The sequence below is a fragment of the Flavivirga jejuensis genome (assembly GCF_030540765.1).
Lineage (GTDB): Bacteria > Bacteroidota > Bacteroidia > Flavobacteriales > Flavobacteriaceae > Flavivirga > Flavivirga jejuensis.
Genome location: NZ_JAUOEL010000009.1, coordinates 81,186 through 98,031 on the forward strand (window position 1 = coordinate 81,186; position 16,846 = coordinate 98,031).

Below are 16,846 nucleotides of genomic sequence, written 5' to 3' on the forward strand. Positions count from 1 at the left end.
ATGTCCCAAGTTAAAAACTACATATATATTATAATGATGCTATTTAGCCTGAGTGCTTTATCGCAAAAAACAATTGATGAAGATCCTGAAATACAGCAAAATAACATTAATTACCGTATCGAACAGGCTCAAGTTGAATTGGAAAAATACAATTACTACGATGCTCAAAAACATCTAGATGATGCTTTAAAATTAGCTGAAAGATCAAATATTAAAAAAAGCATTGGAATCGTTTATGCTATTAAAGGGAAACTTCAACTTATAATTGAAGAGGAAGACAATGCCATAAAATCTCTTAATAAGGCCATTGAGATGCAAAGAATTATCAATGATAACAAGAATCTAGGTAAATCTTATAAAACGTTCGGAGATGTTTATTTAAAAAAGCAAAACTATCATCAAGCTCTTGATTCGTATACTGCAGCAAAATCAAAATTTCAAGAAGAAGGTTTAAATGAAAATTTAGCTGAAGTCCTTTTAGCTGAAGGAAAAACGTATGTGTCTTTAAAGAATTATGAAAGGGCAAGAAACATTATTGAGCAATCTTTAGCACAAGCAAAAAAAGGCGACTACAAAAAAACACAAAGTGAAGCTCTAATCAATCATGGCATAATATATACTAAATTAGGTGATTATGAAAAGGCTTTGGCATTCGCTAGCGAAGGTTTAAAAATCGCTAGCAACAACGACTTTACAAGTATACTCAATGAAGGTTACTTAGTTATAAGTAACATACATTATGCTACCGAAAACTTTAAACTCTCTAGAGAATATCTAAACGAACATTCAAAACTTACCGATTCTATAAGAACCTTAACACGTTTAAATTCTTCAAAAGATCAAGAAACTCAGTACCTATTAAATGAGGCAAATGAAAAAAATATTGAGATAGTAGAACAATTAGAAAAAGCCGAAGACGACAAAAACTTAGGGACTTTAATTTCTATTTTAAGTGTTGCATTAATTACTATTTTATCACTGCTAACTCTATCGCTTTATAAAAACAACAATATTAGACTTAAAACCAATAATATGCTTCATAAAAAAAATGGAGAACTTATTATTGCCAAAGAAAAAGCAGAGCTAGCTTCTAAAACCAAAGCTAATTTTTTATCTACAGTAACTCACGAATTACGCACCCCTCTTTATGCTGTTACGGGGTTAAGTAATATGCTACTAGATGAAAACCCAAAACCTGAACAAGTTCAACATTTAAAGTCGTTAAAGTTCTCTGGAGATTATCTTTTAACGTTTATTAATGATATACTTCAAATAAATAAAATTGAAGCAAATAAAGTTGACATAGAACCTGAATCATTCAACTTAAAAAAGAAAATAAATAATATTGTTTTAGCACTTAACAATTCAGCAACAGATAACAATATTAAAATTCATTTTGAGTACGATACCGATTTACCAGAAAACTTTATAGCAGATCAATTAAAAATTTCTCAAATTCTTATTAATTTAATTGGTAACTCTATTAAGTTTACTAAAGATGGAGACATCTGGATTAGAGTTTATAAAATAGAAGAAAAAGAAAATGTTTATACCTTGCGTTTCGAAGTAGAAGATAATGGTATTGGTATTAGTCAAGAAAAACAAGATAATATGTTTGAGAGTTTTTCACAAGGCTCCATTCAAATAAATCGCAAATATGGTGGTACAGGCTTAGGTCTTTCAATTGTAAAAGGATTAATCGACATTCTAAAGGGTAAAATTTACGTAAGAAGTGAATTAGAAAAAGGCACCACTTTCTACTTTGAAATACCGCTTCAATACACTACTATAGAAGAGGTTAAAGAAAGCAAAGTAACCTATTTTGATGGAGATGCCAGTGAATTAGATTTAACCAATGTTAAAATTTTAGTTGTTGAAGACAATAAAATTAATCAAATGATTACCAAAAAGATTCTTACCAAAATGAATCTTAATTGTGAAATTGTAGACAATGGTGAAGAAGCCGTTGAAATGATTAAAGCAAACAAATACGATATTATCTTAATGGATATTCACATGCCTGGCATAAGTGGAATGGAAGCCACCAAAAGAATCCGTTCTTTTGATAAAGAGTTAACCATTTTTGCTTTAACAGCGGTTACTATTGAAGATAAAATGCATGAATTTGAAGAAGCTGGTTTTACAGATATTATTCCAAAACCATTTAAACAAGAAGAATTCGAGAAAAAACTTTACAATGCTTTAGCAGCAAATAATGGTGAATCTGCTACAGTTTAGTCTTTAAAAAACTTTTTATCAACTTATTTATTTTTACCTCATCATTAATTGTGATACTAATAGGTAGATAGAATAATTTATCTCTTAAAGATTCATATTGTTTTAAACGCATAAAATCCTTTTCTGTAGTTACAATCAATTCTTTTTTATTTAACTCAAGAATATCTTGTTTCGAAAATTCATGATGATCTTTAAAATTTAAATGCTCAAATTTTAACGCTTTCTCATTTAAAAAATGAACCAAAGGAGCTGCGTTTGCAATACCCGTAACCAAAGTAAAATCTTCTAAACCTTCAATAGATCTATTAGTATTACTAGAAATTACATGATCTAAATAGCTAATAGAGCTAAAAAATACATGCTGATTTGCTTCTGGGTTTATTTGTTGTAATATGCTGTTTTTTTCGGCGTCACTTATATTTTTTGGGCATTTAGTAACAACAATGACATTAGCACGTTTTGAACCGTTTCTAGGTTCTCGTAAATTGCCAGTAGGCAAAACTATATCCTTAAAATATGGTTTGCTATAAGTAGTGAGCAAAATATTAAATCCAGCCTTTACTTTTCTATGTTGAAAAGCATCATCAAGCAAAATAATTTCGGGCTTGCCATCAATTAATTGTAATTGTTTAATACCATTGTTTCTATCTGCATCAACAGCTACAAGAATCTCTTTTTTAAACTTATTATAAAACTGAAAAGGCTCATCCCCTATCGATTTGGCAGTAGCATCATTATCCGCTAATTGAAACCCTTCGGTTTTACGCTTATAACCCCTGCTTAAAGTAGCTACCAGATAATCTTCTTTTAAAAGACCAATTAAATACTCAATCATAGGCGTTTTTCCAGTACCACCAACACTTAAATTCCCAACGCAAATCACAGGAATATGATACGATATAGACTTTTTGATCTCAAGATCATATAATTTATTCCTTAACCAAGTTACTAAATAGTAAAAAGGAACAATTGGAAATAAAATGTAGCGTAAAAAAATCATCGCAACGAAAGTAATTATTTTATCTTTGAAATAAAAAAATTCATAAAACTGACTATCCCTACATTTGCCGACAGGCAGATTAGAGGCAAGCTATAGGAAGTATACTTCGGCTTCTCTCAGCACAGGTTTTCGCCGGTTTTATTTTGCCTTTAAAGGCAAAAATCGAATTTTGTTATTTTTGACTCGCCCAGAACTACAAAAAAGGTAGTTCTGATGGCTCCTTTAGGAGAGGTTAATTGAAAACCCTGCTTTTACCAGCAGATCCGCCCGCCCTAAGGAAGAGTTGGAAAATTTTTAGATTTAAACACAAATACATATGATTGTTCAAGACGTTATTAACCACTTAGAAGAATTAGCCCCATTAGCCTACGCTGAAAGTTTTGACAATGTTGGCCTTTTAGTTGGTAATAAAAACGAAAAAATAACAGGTGTTCTTGTTACTTTAGATACCCTCGAGGCGGTTGTAGATGAGGCTATAAAAGAAAAATGTAATCTCATAGTTAGTTTTCATCCCATTATTTTTAAAGGACTTAAGAAATTAACAGGGAAAAACTATGTAGAGCGAGTTGTTATGAAAGCTATTAAGCATGACATTTCTATTTATAGTATGCATACAGCTTTAGATAACGCATCGCAAGGTGTAAATGATATGATCTGTAATCAATTAGAACTGACAAAAAAACGTATTTTAATTCCGCAATCTGAAACGATTAAAAAATTAACGACCTATGTTCCAAAAGATGAAGCAGAACAATTGCGAACCGCTTTATTTAATGTAGGAGCTGGCTCCATAGGCAATTACAACGATTGTAGCTTTAATGTTGAAGGTTATGGCACTTATAATGGTAATGAAAACTCCAACCCAACAAAAGGAGACAAAGGGAAAATACATACCGAAATCGAAACTAAAATCACAGTTACATACGCTAAACATTTGGAGTCAAAAGTCATCAAAGCCCTTTTTGATTCACATAGTTATGAAGAAGTTGCTTATGAAATAACCACACTTGAAAATAAAAATCAAAGTATTGGTATGGGTATGATTGGAGAATTAAAACAACCAATGGACGCATCTAGTTTCTTAAATTATGTAAAAAATAAAATGAACACCCCCTGTATTAGACATTCTTCTTTTTTAAACAAACCAATAAAAAAGATAGCGGTCTTAGGAGGATCTGGTAGTTTTGCCATTCAAGCTGCTAAAGCATCTGGTGCTGATGCTTTTATAACTGCCGATTTAAAATATCATGACTTTTTTACTGCCGAAAACCGTATTCTTTTGGCAGATATTGGACATTATGAAAGCGAACAGTTCACAAAAAATCTTTTAGTAGCATATCTTACAAAAAAAATTACTAATTTTGCATTCGTTTTATCGAAGACAAACACCAATCCTGTTAAGTATTTTTAAAGTATGGCTAAAAAGAAAGAAGTAACTGTAGAAGAGCGCTTAAGAGCTTTATACGATTTACAACTAATCGATTCTCGTATAGATGAAATCAGAAATGTTCGTGGAGAACTTCCTCTAGAAGTACGTGATTTGGAAGATGAAGTTACTGGACTAAGTACAAGATTAGAAAAACTTGTTGCAAGTTTAGAAGTAGTTGATAATGATATCATTTCAAAGAAAAACCTTATTGAAGAATCTAAAGCTTTAATAAAGAAGTATAGCGAGCAGCAAAAAAATGTTAGAAATAACAGAGAATTTAATTCTTTAACTAAAGAAGTTGAATTTCAAGAATTAGAAATTGAATTAGCTGAAAAGCATATTAAAGAATTTAAAGCTCAAATTGAGCAGAAAAAAACTGTTATAACTGAAACAAAAGGCCGTTTAAAAGAACGTGAGACACATTTAAAACACAAAAAAGGTGAATTAGATGCTATTTTAGCCGAAACTGAAAAAGAAGAACAAGCTCTGATCCAAAAATCGGAAACTTACAAAACTCAAATTGAAGAGCGATTAGTAAATGCTTACAATAGAATTCGTATCAATGTAAAAAATGGTTTAGCTGTTGTACCAATCGAAAGAGGTGCTGCTGGAGGATCTTTCTTTACAATACCACCACAAGTACAAGTAGAAATTGCTTCTCGTAAAAAAGTAATTACAGATGAGCATAGTGGTAGAATTTTAGTAGATGCTGCTTTAGCTGAAGAACAAAAAGTAAAAATGGAAAAAATGTTTTCAAAACTATAATCCATTATTAATATATTTTAAAGCCTTCATAATTTATGAAGGCTTTTTTTATTATAAAAACTTTCCCTCCTCTTTTTAAGGTTTTATGTTTTTATTCGTCTATTATAAAATATAAATATTTTCTCAAATGAAAAAGATCATTCCATTATTCATTATAGCCATTTTATTTAGTTGTCAAAATACAGCGCAAGTAAATTCAAAACAACAAGCTGTTATCAATGCAGAACCTATTGAAGTTCCTTTAAAAAATGGGAAAGCTAGAGCGTATTTTGCCAGTGGTTGTTTTTGGTGCGTAGAAGCTATATACGAAAGTGTAAAAGGCGTTGAAGAGTCTATTTCTGGATATTCTGGCGGATACACAGACAATCCAACCTATGCAGCAAGTAATACTGGAAATACAGGACATGCAGAAGCAGTCGAAATTATTTACGATCCAAAAATTGTAAGCTTTGAAACTTTAGTTAACGTCTATTTTGAATCGCAAAACGTTACCCAAGTAAACGGGCAAGGTAATGATAGAGGTTCTCAATACCGCTCTATTATCTTTTATCAAAATGAAACACAAAAACTAATCATTTTAAAGAAAAAAGAAGCTTTAGCAAAGGAATTAGGCGTTAAAATTGCTGCTGAAGTATATCCGTTTCAAAAATTTTGGGTTGCCGAAGATTACCATCAAAACTACGAAAAACTACATCCTAATAACGGTTATATAAGAAATGTATCTATTCCTAGATTGAATAGATTTAAAGCTAAATTTCCAAAAGAATTACTAAAAGAGCATCATTATTAGTTTTTAGCTTAGACTTGATTTTGTGAAAATTTCCAGCTAACTTCGTTCTTGTCTGCCAACAGTCAAAAAAAGAATATAAAAATATGTCAGGAGGAGATTGGAAATCCATGTTTAAAGCTGTTCAGGAAGGTGATTTTGAATTAGTAAAATTCTACCTTAGAATAGGAATAGACCCCAATTATCAACATCCAGAATTCATGGCTTTACCATTAGTAGAAAGCATTAGATATAACCATTTAAAAATAACAAAATTATTACTTGAAAACGGGGGAAATCCATCAATTAAAGAAGTTATGGAGGGAGAAACCCCTATGCTCGTAGCAAAAAAACTAAATAATCAAAAAGCTATTGATTTATTGAATTTTTATATTAATAAACCTAAATAAGATATTTAAACAAACCCCATTTAAAAAATTCTAGATTGTCGAAGATTACCATCTAACAGTGGTATAAGAAATGTATCTATTCCTAGATTAAATAGATTTAAAGCTAAACTCTAAAAAGAATTATAAAAAAACATCGTTGTTTTATATTGGTTGGACAATTAGAAAAATTCCAAATCGATTTTGGTAAAAACCGTTATACGTTTAGAAAAGGGATTGAAAAACATGATCTGGAGTTGATTATTAACAATAACCAACGGAATTTTAAAACGCAAAAAAACTACAACATAAATTGTTGCGCAAGATTCTAAAAAATAGAAAATTTAACTCAAAAGCTCCTTTACAAGAAGAACATGTGTTAAAATCCATAAAATGAATATGTTATCCTTACCATGTCTCAATTAAAACAATAACACTACAATTTATTATAGTAAATCTCTCTAAAACAATTAAAAACTTATTATCTTGGTGTGTGTATAATGGAAATATAGTTACCATAGTAACTATATCCAATTGTTGCCATTAATTTAAAATGACCATCATAAATTCAATATTTTCAATTTCAATAAGTTTAATTTTCCTTATCATTAATCTGAATAGCGGAATAGAAACGACTGAAATACAAAACACAAATCTGACTAAAAAAAATGATTGCGAAATTGAAAATGTAACTTTAAAAACGGAACGGATCGAAAAAGAACATAAATTTCTATTTTGGTCATTGTATCGAAAAAAAGTAAAAGTTACCGACCGAATTATCGACTCAAATGGAAATTTAATTTTTGAGGAAAAATCAGTTTTTATCTGTTCAATGGACGCTTGTGACGACCGGAAATTCAATAGAATAAAAATTGTCGAAAAGGAAATTTGGATATTTAGTCACGGAAAAAATGTAGATAAAGTTAAACCAATAAAGCGTTATGATTTTTGCGGAAATTTTCTTGGAACTAAACTGTGGGAAGATGGAGATTATTACGAAATATAAAAAACTAATGGCAACAAAGGTGGCTGTTGCGCAAGTCAAAAAATATTGCAAAACACTTGTTTCTTGCATTTAAACAAACATAACAGACTAGTTTTTAGCTATATTTAATTGATTATTATTGAAAAAACCATAGGTTTATTCAAAATCATGAGTTGTGCAACGGCTACAAAGTATATAAAAAATTGCTACTTTTAGTTTAACCTTTGGGAGTTGCTCGTTTGCTAACTTCCGATTTTCCTTTGGAAAATCCTCGCACTCAAACTTTGCAACTTTCCATGTACGAACCGTTAACACCAATGCAAACAAATTGCTTAAATGTAGCATATTTGGCTGCAGATTTTTTAACTTGCTCAATGCCATTTAATAATAAGGGTTATTAATATATAAATGATACAGGAAATGAATATTTTTAAATTACTTGCTGTAATATTATGGTTAAGTATTGGATTAAATACTGAGGCACAAGATTTTAATTTCAAAAACTGGCCAGAAGGAAAATCACCTAAAGAGATTGGCTTACGCATTGCAGGTAAATTTCTAAAAACTGGTCATTCTAGATTTGGAAATACCCACCCCAAAAACCCTCCCTCGTATATAACCTACCCTGATGTATGTACCTGGCTCGGAGGGATGTGGTTTGCAGAAGCAACAAAAAACAAAGTGCTTTTTAGGGGATTTGAAGATCGTTTTACTCCACTATTTGGTGAGGAGAAAAACCTTTTACCTAAGCCCAACCATGTAGATAATAATGTTTTTGGTTCAGTTCCTTTGGAATTATACATGCAGACTGGGAAAAAGAAATATCTTGATTTGGGGTTACATTATGCAAATACTCAATGGGAAACACCCGACGATGCCAAACCAAAACAAAAAGCATATGCAGATAAGGGATATTCGTGGCAAACACGTATATGGATTGATGATATGTTTATGATAACAGCGGTACAAGCGCAGGCATTTCGAGCAACAAAGGATGAAAAATATATCATTCGTGCAGCTGAACAAATGGTGCTGTATTTGGATAAGATACAATTAGAAAATGGTCTTTTTTATCATGCCCCCCAGGCACCGTTTTGTTGGGGACGAGGAAATGGCTGGATGGCTGTAGGTATGGCCGAGTTACTTCGTGTACTACCTAAGAACAATACAAATTATGAGAAAATTATGTTCGGATATAAAAAAATGATGTCTACCCTGCTAAGACATCAAACAGATGGTGGTTTGTGGAGACAAGTGATTGATGATGATGAATTTTGGCTGGAAACATCAGGCACAGCTATGTTTACCTACGCCATGATTACAGGAGTGAAAAACGGTTGGCTGAATAGAAAAACCTATGGGGCATCAGCAAAAAAAGCCTGGCTTGCTCTTACGGAGTATGTTAATGATGAAGATAATCTTAGAGAAGTATGTGCTGGAACAAATATTAAAAATAGTCGAGCCCATTACATAAAACGTCCAAGAATAGTTGGCGATTTGCACGGTCAAGCACCTTTGTTATGGTGCGCTACTGCATTTCTTAGGAAATAAGACTGATTAACTAATACATACTTAATGTTAGAAACATTGATGATTTGAATTACCAACTCGATTTAAAAAATGTCAATGCTTTGTATTTGAATAGTGGATGGATTAGAAAATAGTCAAATAATATAGTACTGGTATTAACAATGTATAAAATAATAGCCGTGACAGTGGTTTTCGAAGGTTTGAGCGTTTAACAAACACCGCCGAAACTTTTGTTTCGGCTAGCAATAAAGTTTAAATTTATAACCAAAACAAAAGCTTCGGCTCGCAGTATTCGGATAGTGATGCACTATTAATTCGGCTACTATTCTTATACTAAACGCAAACATTTAGAACAAACTGACTGAACATTGATAAAATTATGGCTGAACAAAAAAAAGGACTTGAAAAAGCACTAAGCCGAATATTAATATGGTTGCCTACATTGGCAATATTATTATTCTATATTCCTAATGCTTTAGACAAATTAATTAATCATAACCAAACTGGAAAAATTGTAGAAAGTAGTGTTGTAATGATTACAGCTGGAGTTTTTATTTTTATTGGGACAGCTCTTTTCCTATACAATAAAACGTTATTGATTGGAACATCAATCTTAGTTCTATATATGACTTTTATTGTCTTAATTCATATATATAAAGGAAAACCAGCCGAAATTGTAATTTTAATTCTAATGGCAACAGTATTCGCATCATATATTAGAAAACCGAAATTATTCTCAAGAATAACTGACTCGTGAAATTGAACAGAAAACCAGAGATGAAAAACCGAAAATGGATATAAAAAACGTTTGCCTAATTAAAGATTATTGATATTTAGTTATTGTTGAGGATTAGAAGATTACCAGATTATGGTTAATAGTGATAAAATAGTAGGTAAGAATACATGGATAACAAGTTCTATTTATTATTTAGGAACAATAGTTCTAGGAATTGAAATTCCTAGAATTTCTTACCGTAGATTTATACTTGATATATTTGAAAATGGCAAAGATTCATTCTTACTCGAATATGGTTTAATCGATAAACCACACAACTACTCGTAACCGAGAATGTTAGCATTAATTAGAATTTAATGAAGAGAAAAATTTTATTTACTATAATTGGCATCTTGATTGTGTCTTACTCAATAGCTCAAGACGGTTCAAATATTAGATACTATGAGCCGAATAATCTTGACGGTTCATTGATTGGAAAATATTGTCACATAGACTTTGGAAAAGAATCATTTGCAGGACGAGCAATTGACACAATTGAAATCAATCTAAAAGACCAACAAATGAGATTCTATGAACATAGGAAAGATAATGGATTTAATAACTGGTTCAATGAACAATATCTAATTCGAGTTGAGGGTAAAAATCAGGTTTCAACTCGCCTAAAGGATTCGCGAATTGACAGTCTAACGAGTAACAAAATTTATGTAACAAGTGTTTTGAGTTATTACGTTAATGAATCACCAATTGACACAATCACGGTTTTTCAACATTGGTATGACCGAAAGAATATTTCGAAAGTGCTGATAAAAAAATAAAGTTTCTGTATTAACCCCGTTTTATTTATTCAAATATATAGAAGATATTTGAGATAAAAATCACGGATTATAAACCTTAAATCCTCGCTATCGAGGTGAGACATGCAAAAAAATAACTGATTGAAATACTTTATTCAACATATTCCATAATATCACCAGATAGACCATTTAAAGCTAAACAAATTGCATGTAATCCTGAAAATCGAATTGCTTTAATAATTGAGAGATTCACATTATTTAGAACTCATTTTTAGCAATGAACTCGTTTTTTTTGTATTATTGTTATTACAAAAAAATTAAAACGTATGAAAGCCCTAATACTAAGCTGTTGCTTAATCATGTTAATAATGAGTTCTGTGCATTCTCAATCTGATGATGCCTCATTAGACCCTTATGTCAATGAAACTGTTGCTCAAAGAGATGCACGAATGGAATGGTTTCGTGTAGCAAGATTTGGAATGTTTATTCATTGGGGCGTTTATTCCGTTCCCGCAGGAACCCACAAAGGTAAGCAAATAGATGGGTTAGGCGAATGGATTATGGCCAAAGGAGCCATACCTATGAAAGAGTATCAACCCTATGCCAAAGAGTTTAATCCCGTTAAATACGATCCAGAAGCATGGGTACAGCTAGCTAAAGAAGCTGGGATGAAATATATTATAATAACTTCGAAGCATCATGATGGTTTTGCACTGTTCGATTCAAAAGTTTCAGAGTGGGATATAATGGATGCCTCTCCCTATGGAAAGGATCTTATTGCTCCCTTAGCCGAGGCCTGTAAAAAAAATGGTATTAAACTAGGACTTTATTATTCTCAAGCTCAGGACTGGAACCAAGGCGGTTCAGCCCGAGGTAATTCTAAACGCAAATGGGATCCCGAACAAGAGCATGACATGGACGATTATATTAAAAATATTGCAGTACCTCAGGTAAAGGAAATTTTAACCCAATACAAACCTGCAATATTATGGTGGGATACACCACGTAAAATGAATGATGAACGTGCAGAACAATTTTTACCTCTATTAAAACTAGTTCCAGGAATTATTCATAACAATAGACTAGGTGGAAAATACAAAGGAGACATCAGTACTCCTGAGCAACATATACCTGGTACAGGTCTTCCTGGCGATTGGGAATCATGCATGACCATGAACAAAACATGGGGATTTAAAAGTTACGATCACAACTGGAAGTCTACCGAAACACTTATACAAAACCTTGTTGATATTGCTAGTAAAGGAGGAAACTACCTACTTAATGTGGGACCTACGGCTGAAGGGTTAATCCCCGAACCAAGCATTGAACGACTAAAGAATATAGGAGCCTGGATGGAGGAAAATAGTGAATCAATCTATGGTACAAGTGCTAGTCCTTGTCGCACGCCTGCATGGGGACGTATCACAACACTTACAAAAGGAAAAAACACCACACTTTATCTTAACGTTTTTGATTGGTCTAAAAATGGCACAATATTTATTCCTATTACCAATAAAGTTAAGTCTTGTAACTTGCTTGTGGATAAGTCACAAAAATTTAAAACCAAAACCGATGCGCAGGGCACCACAATATCACTTGCTGGCAAAGCCCCAAACTCAATCAGCTCTGTTATTGTACTAAAAATTAACGGCACACCAATAGTAAGTGATGCTGACAAGATTAAACAAAATGAAGATGGTTCCATCCTTTTACCTGCACAAAAATCCATCATTAATAATGTGATAGGCTCTCATGTAGTCTACAATAAAAAGAAGGACTGCATTGATCAATGGTCAAATGCAAGAGCGACAGTAGACTGGGATTTCTCTGTTAATAAAGCTGAGTCATATACAATTTCGATGCGCATAGCCTCAGAGGAGGAGAGTACAATAGAGTTAATTATTGCTGGACAAACAATCCATGTCAAAATACTGCCAACTGGGGGATTAAATACTTATAAGACAGTTAATGTAGGGAAAGTAGATATTGATAAAGCTGGTGATTATAGCTTACATATCAAACCAACACGAGACAAATGGAAACCCATAAATCTACAAAGTATACAATTATTACCTAAGTAATTCTGGGATAAGAATCAAAAATCAAATATACTCCGCTAGCGCGGGAACAATGACATTAAGTTAAGACTAAAATGTCAGTCTGAGCGCAGTCGAAGACCTTATAAACCTTAGTTTTTAAAAGCATTTCGACTGCGCTTAATGTGGCAAAACAGAACAAATCTCCTTAACTTAATGACATTGAGCGCGGGAATGTTTCCATCCCCGTAAGAAAATAAAAGAAAACTTTTGTAATGAAGCGATAGCTACATATAAATAATAGGTCTGTTTGAGATAAAAATTACGGATTATAAATATTGGAGTTAATGGAAAACCAAATAAACAGATTAATTCAAAGATTGGTTTTTGAACTTGTATTTGGAATAGCAAATATATTTTGCTTTTTTATTGTTCTGACATTGAGAGCTAAAGCCAATAATTACAATATATATAAAACATAAGGCGTTCAGTACTAAACCAAACACCTTTTTACACCTATTTAAAGTCCAACAAATATAAAACCCATAAAATAAATGTGTTACCCTTACATAAAATTTATTATAGTAAATCTTCTCTAAAACAATTAAAAAACTTGTTATCTTAGTGCTATATAATGGAAATATAGTTACCATGGTAACTATATCCGATTGTTGGCACCAATTTGAGAAAAACACGAATGAAAAGAATATTAGGAACATTTATTGCGATTTTAATTTCGCAAATCGGGTTTAGTCAAGGCTATCAATCTGAATTTCAAAAATATTGTCAAACTAATGACACCATTAATCAATTGAAAACTTTGAAAAAATGGCAATCTGAAAATGCAAAAGATGCAGAACTTCTCACAAGCTACTTTAATTATCACTTTATGAAATCACGTCAAGAAGTTCTCGCATTGACAAACGACCAACCAAATGGAGAAAGTCTTGTATTAAAAGATAGCTTAAATCAAAATGCTGGATTTTTAGGAAGTCAAACCCATTATGACCAAACGGAATTAAAAAAAGGATTGGATAAAATTGACGAAGGAATCAAACTTTATCCAAATCGACTTGATATGCGTTTTGGAAAAATATACGCACTTGGACAAATTTCTGATTGGACAAATTTCACATCGGAAATAATAAAGACAATTGAGTATTCAACCAAAAACAGTAATAAATGGACTTGGACAAACCACGAAAAATATGATGGTGGAGAGAAAGAATTTCTATTAGATATTCAAAACTATCAATTGCAATTATATAATACTGGTAATGATGACTTGCTCAAAAATATGCGAGAAATTGCAAATACAGTTTTAGAATTTTATCCAAGCCATATAGAAAGTTTGTCAAATCTTTCAATTACTTATTTGCTAACTGGAGAATATGATAAAGGAATTGAACCACTTTTGCGAGCTGAAAAGATTAATCCAAAAGATTATATAGTTCTGGGAAATATTGCTCAAGGCTATAAACTTAAAGGAGATAAGGGAAAAGCTGTTGAATATTATGAAAAAACTGCTGAATACGGAGATGAAAGAGCTAAAGAATATGCTAAACAACAAATAACTGAATTAAAACAATAAAAAACTGGTGCCAACAATGGTGGCTGTTGCACAACTACTTTTTTTGACTGAATTAGGTTATTTCTGAGAACTTTAAAAAAAATAAATATTGATAATCAACAACTTAACAATCGTTTGAAAATTAAAAACGCATGATTTCCTAAAAATTTTGAGTTGTGCAACAGTCACAATGGCTATAAGTAATTGCTTATTCTCGCCTACTTCTGAAAATCCTCGCGGATTTTCAGTTTGGTGTGTACTTGCAAAGTTTAGTGCTAAACCACGCAACTATTGCCCTACTCACAATATACTAAACGTTGTGCTTTATAAAACTTAAAAAACTATAATGATTCGTAAAATATCTTTCCTACTTATACTTCTTTTTTTCTCATGCCAAATTAAAGCTCAACTTATTCTAGAGCCAGGAATTGGAAGTGATAATTTAAAAATTGGTCAAAATATTGACGATATAAAAGAATATGTTGGTAATCCAGTACATGTTTCCTCAAGGTTCAGGGCAATTATGGAATCCAGAGAAGTTGAGGGGATAAAATATGCAAATCAACGTTTAGAATTCAACATAGATTTTGATAAAGTATACTATTTTGGTAAAAAAGGAGAAATCAGAGCTTATACTATAAATGAAAAAATCGTTGCTATATATTTTGATATTAAATCTCAAAAACTAAAACTACTAAAGAAAAAAGCAGAAATTCCTCTCGATGGAAATCTAGAGGCTGCCAAGAACTTTATGGGAAGCCAAAATTTGTTGGAACGTTTTTTTTCCAAAGAAGACGGTATGGCTCAAGAGATTTATTTTAAGAAAGGAATTTCTTTTGTGTCAAAATCAAGTAATTCTTATTTTGGTATTGTCATCTTTAATAAAATCAACAGTTATGAAGATATATTAAAACGAATGACAAGTAGGATACCAAACAACACTTTTGCTAGACAAACTGCTAAGAAAAGTATCTATTCCCTTATCTCAGGTATTTATGCAGCATTCTACACACATGAGACAACCAACAAAGAGTTTAAACCTGGATATAACATAATTGATTCCAATAAAAGAATAGGCCTTTATTGGACAGGAACTGCCAAAAACAATGTAGGAATTGAACATTTTGAATATGAAATAATTGAAGATTTCCTTATTCTAAACTATGATATTTCTTCCTGGAAATATGAAAAAGGAAATGAATTCATTGAAGAAAAACCATATCAGCAATATTGGCTAATAGTCAATAGTGATAAGAACATATTGACAATGAAGTATTATAAACAAGTAGTGAATGGAGAAGACGAATTAATTAATAGTTCGGATAAATATGTATTGAAAAGGATAGGAAACCGCTTTTAATAGAAAAAAAACAAAGCAACACGGTATAAAAACATAGGGCGTTTTGCTTAACCCAAACCAAAGTTTAGTGCTTTTTAACCAAGTCCGCCAAATCTTTTGATTTGGCTTTGATAAATGAAAAGTTAAAACAAAATTAAAAGTTTTGGCTAAGTGCTTAATCGAAAATTAATCGCTTTTTAATTCCCATACTAATCATAGCCGAGACCGTTAGTTAACATTGATAAAATAAAATGGATAAGAAAATAAAATTGGATGAAGCAATAGCAAAAAAAAAATTGAATTATAACTCTTCGTTTGGAGAGCAAAGTTTGATAGTCAAATTAGGAAAGCCAAGAGCAGATCCAAGGCCTGGAGGAAATTGGGAATGCCCAATTCAAATAGGAGAAAAAATCAAATTAGCATTTGGTGTGGATGCATTCCAAGCTCTATTAATGGCTCTGCGGTTAATTTCAATTGAATTGAAGAATTTAAAAGACAAGGAAGGATTGAACCTCAATTGACTAGGAATGAATGATTTAGGTTTTGAGTCAACCAGGGAATAAATAAAAACGTTAACTAAAACCTAAACTGCATTAAAACGTAGTTTAGCTAACCATTAGGCAATATATAAAAACCACTATTTTTTGGAATATCATATACCGTAAGGTATATTTGTAAAATGATAAGATCAGAAAAAACTAGACAATTAATAATTGAAAAAACCGCTTCTATATTTAATAAAAAAGGATATACAGGGACTTACTTGTCCGATTTAACTAAAGCAACTGGATTAACAAAAGGTAGTATTTATGGCAATTTTAAAAATAAAAATGAAGTTGCTGTAGAAGCATTTAAGTATAATTATAGACAACTTATAGAAAAAGTATCTAGAAGAATACAACAAACAGAACGTGCGGACGATAAAATGTCTGTATTGTTAAATCACTATAAAACTCAATATATTAAGATATTTAATAATGGAGGTTGTCCAATACTAAATACTGCTATTGACGCTGATGATAATAACGAATTATTGATGAAAGAAGTAATAGGAGCAATACGAAATTGGATACAAAAAACAGAAGATATTTTAATTTTAGGCATTAAAAAAAAAGAGTTTATAGATATTGACACAACTAGATTTACTTATAAAATAATTGCAATAATAGAAGGAAGTGTATTGCTTTCTAAAACTCTGAAAGACCCAAAAATGCTATTAAATAACATTGAATACTTAGAGCAAGAGATTAAAAAAATAACAATAAATTAAAA

The 16,846-nt window shown here is 31.5% G+C and carries 15 protein-coding genes; 14 read left to right on the top strand and 1 reads right to left on the bottom strand.

All coding sequences use genetic code 11. From position 1 onward, the window contains the following. Positions 1-2,238, top strand: a complete 2,238-nt coding sequence (locus Q4Q40_RS21380) for an ATP-binding protein (RefSeq protein WP_303304081.1) — start codon at positions 1-3, stop codon at positions 2,236-2,238. Here Q4Q40_RS21380 and lpxK read toward each other — a convergent pair. Then, a complete protein-coding gene (gene lpxK / locus Q4Q40_RS21385) occupies positions 2,228-3,238 on the bottom strand; it encodes a tetraacyldisaccharide 4'-kinase (RefSeq protein WP_303304082.1) in 1,011 nt (336 codons plus the stop codon). The genes Q4Q40_RS21380 and lpxK overlap by 11 nt on opposite strands. 316 nt (positions 3,239-3,554) lie before the next feature. Between lpxK and Q4Q40_RS21390 the strand changes: the two genes are divergently transcribed. The 13 genes from Q4Q40_RS21390 to Q4Q40_RS21455 all read left to right on the top strand — a co-directional run bounded on the left by Q4Q40_RS21390 (position 3,555) and on the right by Q4Q40_RS21455 (position 16,844). Next, positions 3,555-4,649, top strand: a complete 1,095-nt coding sequence (locus tag Q4Q40_RS21390) for a Nif3-like dinuclear metal center hexameric protein (protein WP_303304083.1) — start codon at positions 3,555-3,557, stop codon at positions 4,647-4,649. A gap of 3 nt (positions 4,650-4,652) precedes the next feature. Next, a complete protein-coding gene (locus Q4Q40_RS21395) occupies positions 4,653-5,432 on the top strand; it encodes a zinc ribbon domain-containing protein (RefSeq protein ID WP_303304084.1) in 780 nt (259 codons plus the stop codon). 127 nt (positions 5,433-5,559) lie between these two features. Further along, on the top strand, positions 5,560-6,222 hold the full coding sequence (msrA, locus tag Q4Q40_RS21400; RefSeq protein WP_303304085.1) for a peptide-methionine (S)-S-oxide reductase MsrA: 663 nt from the start codon (positions 5,560-5,562) through the stop codon (positions 6,220-6,222). A gap of 83 nt (positions 6,223-6,305) precedes the next feature. After that, positions 6,306-6,608 carry an ankyrin repeat domain-containing protein gene (locus Q4Q40_RS21405; RefSeq protein WP_303304086.1) on the top strand — a complete coding sequence of 101 codons (303 nt, stop codon included), beginning with the start codon at positions 6,306-6,308 and terminating at the stop codon, positions 6,606-6,608. A 529-nt stretch (positions 6,609-7,137) separates the two neighbouring features. Next, positions 7,138-7,590 (top strand): hypothetical protein, encoded by a 453-nt coding sequence (locus Q4Q40_RS21410; protein ID WP_303304087.1) that lies wholly within the window; start codon positions 7,138-7,140, stop codon positions 7,588-7,590. Between the two features lie 387 nt (positions 7,591-7,977). Then, positions 7,978-9,120: a glycoside hydrolase family 88/105 protein gene (locus Q4Q40_RS21415; RefSeq protein WP_303304088.1), complete on the top strand. Its 1,143-nt coding sequence runs from the start codon at positions 7,978-7,980 to the stop codon at positions 9,118-9,120. Positions 9,121-9,478: 358 nt separating this feature from the next. Further along, entirely contained in the window at positions 9,479-9,856 is a 378-nt protein-coding gene (locus Q4Q40_RS21420; protein WP_303304089.1) for a hypothetical protein, read from the top strand. Between the two features lie 335 nt (positions 9,857-10,191). Next, positions 10,192-10,650 carry a hypothetical protein gene (locus Q4Q40_RS21425; RefSeq protein WP_303304090.1) on the top strand — a complete coding sequence of 153 codons (459 nt, stop codon included), beginning with the start codon at positions 10,192-10,194 and terminating at the stop codon, positions 10,648-10,650. A gap of 305 nt (positions 10,651-10,955) precedes the next feature. Next, positions 10,956-12,710, top strand: a complete 1,755-nt coding sequence (locus Q4Q40_RS21435) for an alpha-L-fucosidase (RefSeq protein WP_303304091.1) — start codon at positions 10,956-10,958, stop codon at positions 12,708-12,710. 652 nt (positions 12,711-13,362) lie between these two features. Then, on the top strand, positions 13,363-14,256 hold the full coding sequence (locus Q4Q40_RS21440) for a tetratricopeptide repeat protein (protein WP_303304092.1): 894 nt from the start codon (positions 13,363-13,365) through the stop codon (positions 14,254-14,256). A gap of 325 nt (positions 14,257-14,581) precedes the next feature. Further along, positions 14,582-15,595, top strand: a complete 1,014-nt coding sequence (locus Q4Q40_RS21445; protein WP_303304093.1) for a hypothetical protein — start codon at positions 14,582-14,584, stop codon at positions 15,593-15,595. Positions 15,596-15,825: 230 nt separating this feature from the next. Next, positions 15,826-16,095 (top strand): DUF6968 family protein, encoded by a 270-nt coding sequence (locus Q4Q40_RS21450; protein WP_303304094.1) that lies wholly within the window; start codon positions 15,826-15,828, stop codon positions 16,093-16,095. Between the two features lie 158 nt (positions 16,096-16,253). After that, complete coding sequence (locus Q4Q40_RS21455; protein WP_303304095.1) at positions 16,254-16,844, top strand: TetR/AcrR family transcriptional regulator; 591 nt, start codon at positions 16,254-16,256, stop codon at positions 16,842-16,844. Positions 16,845-16,846 lie beyond the last annotated feature (2 nt).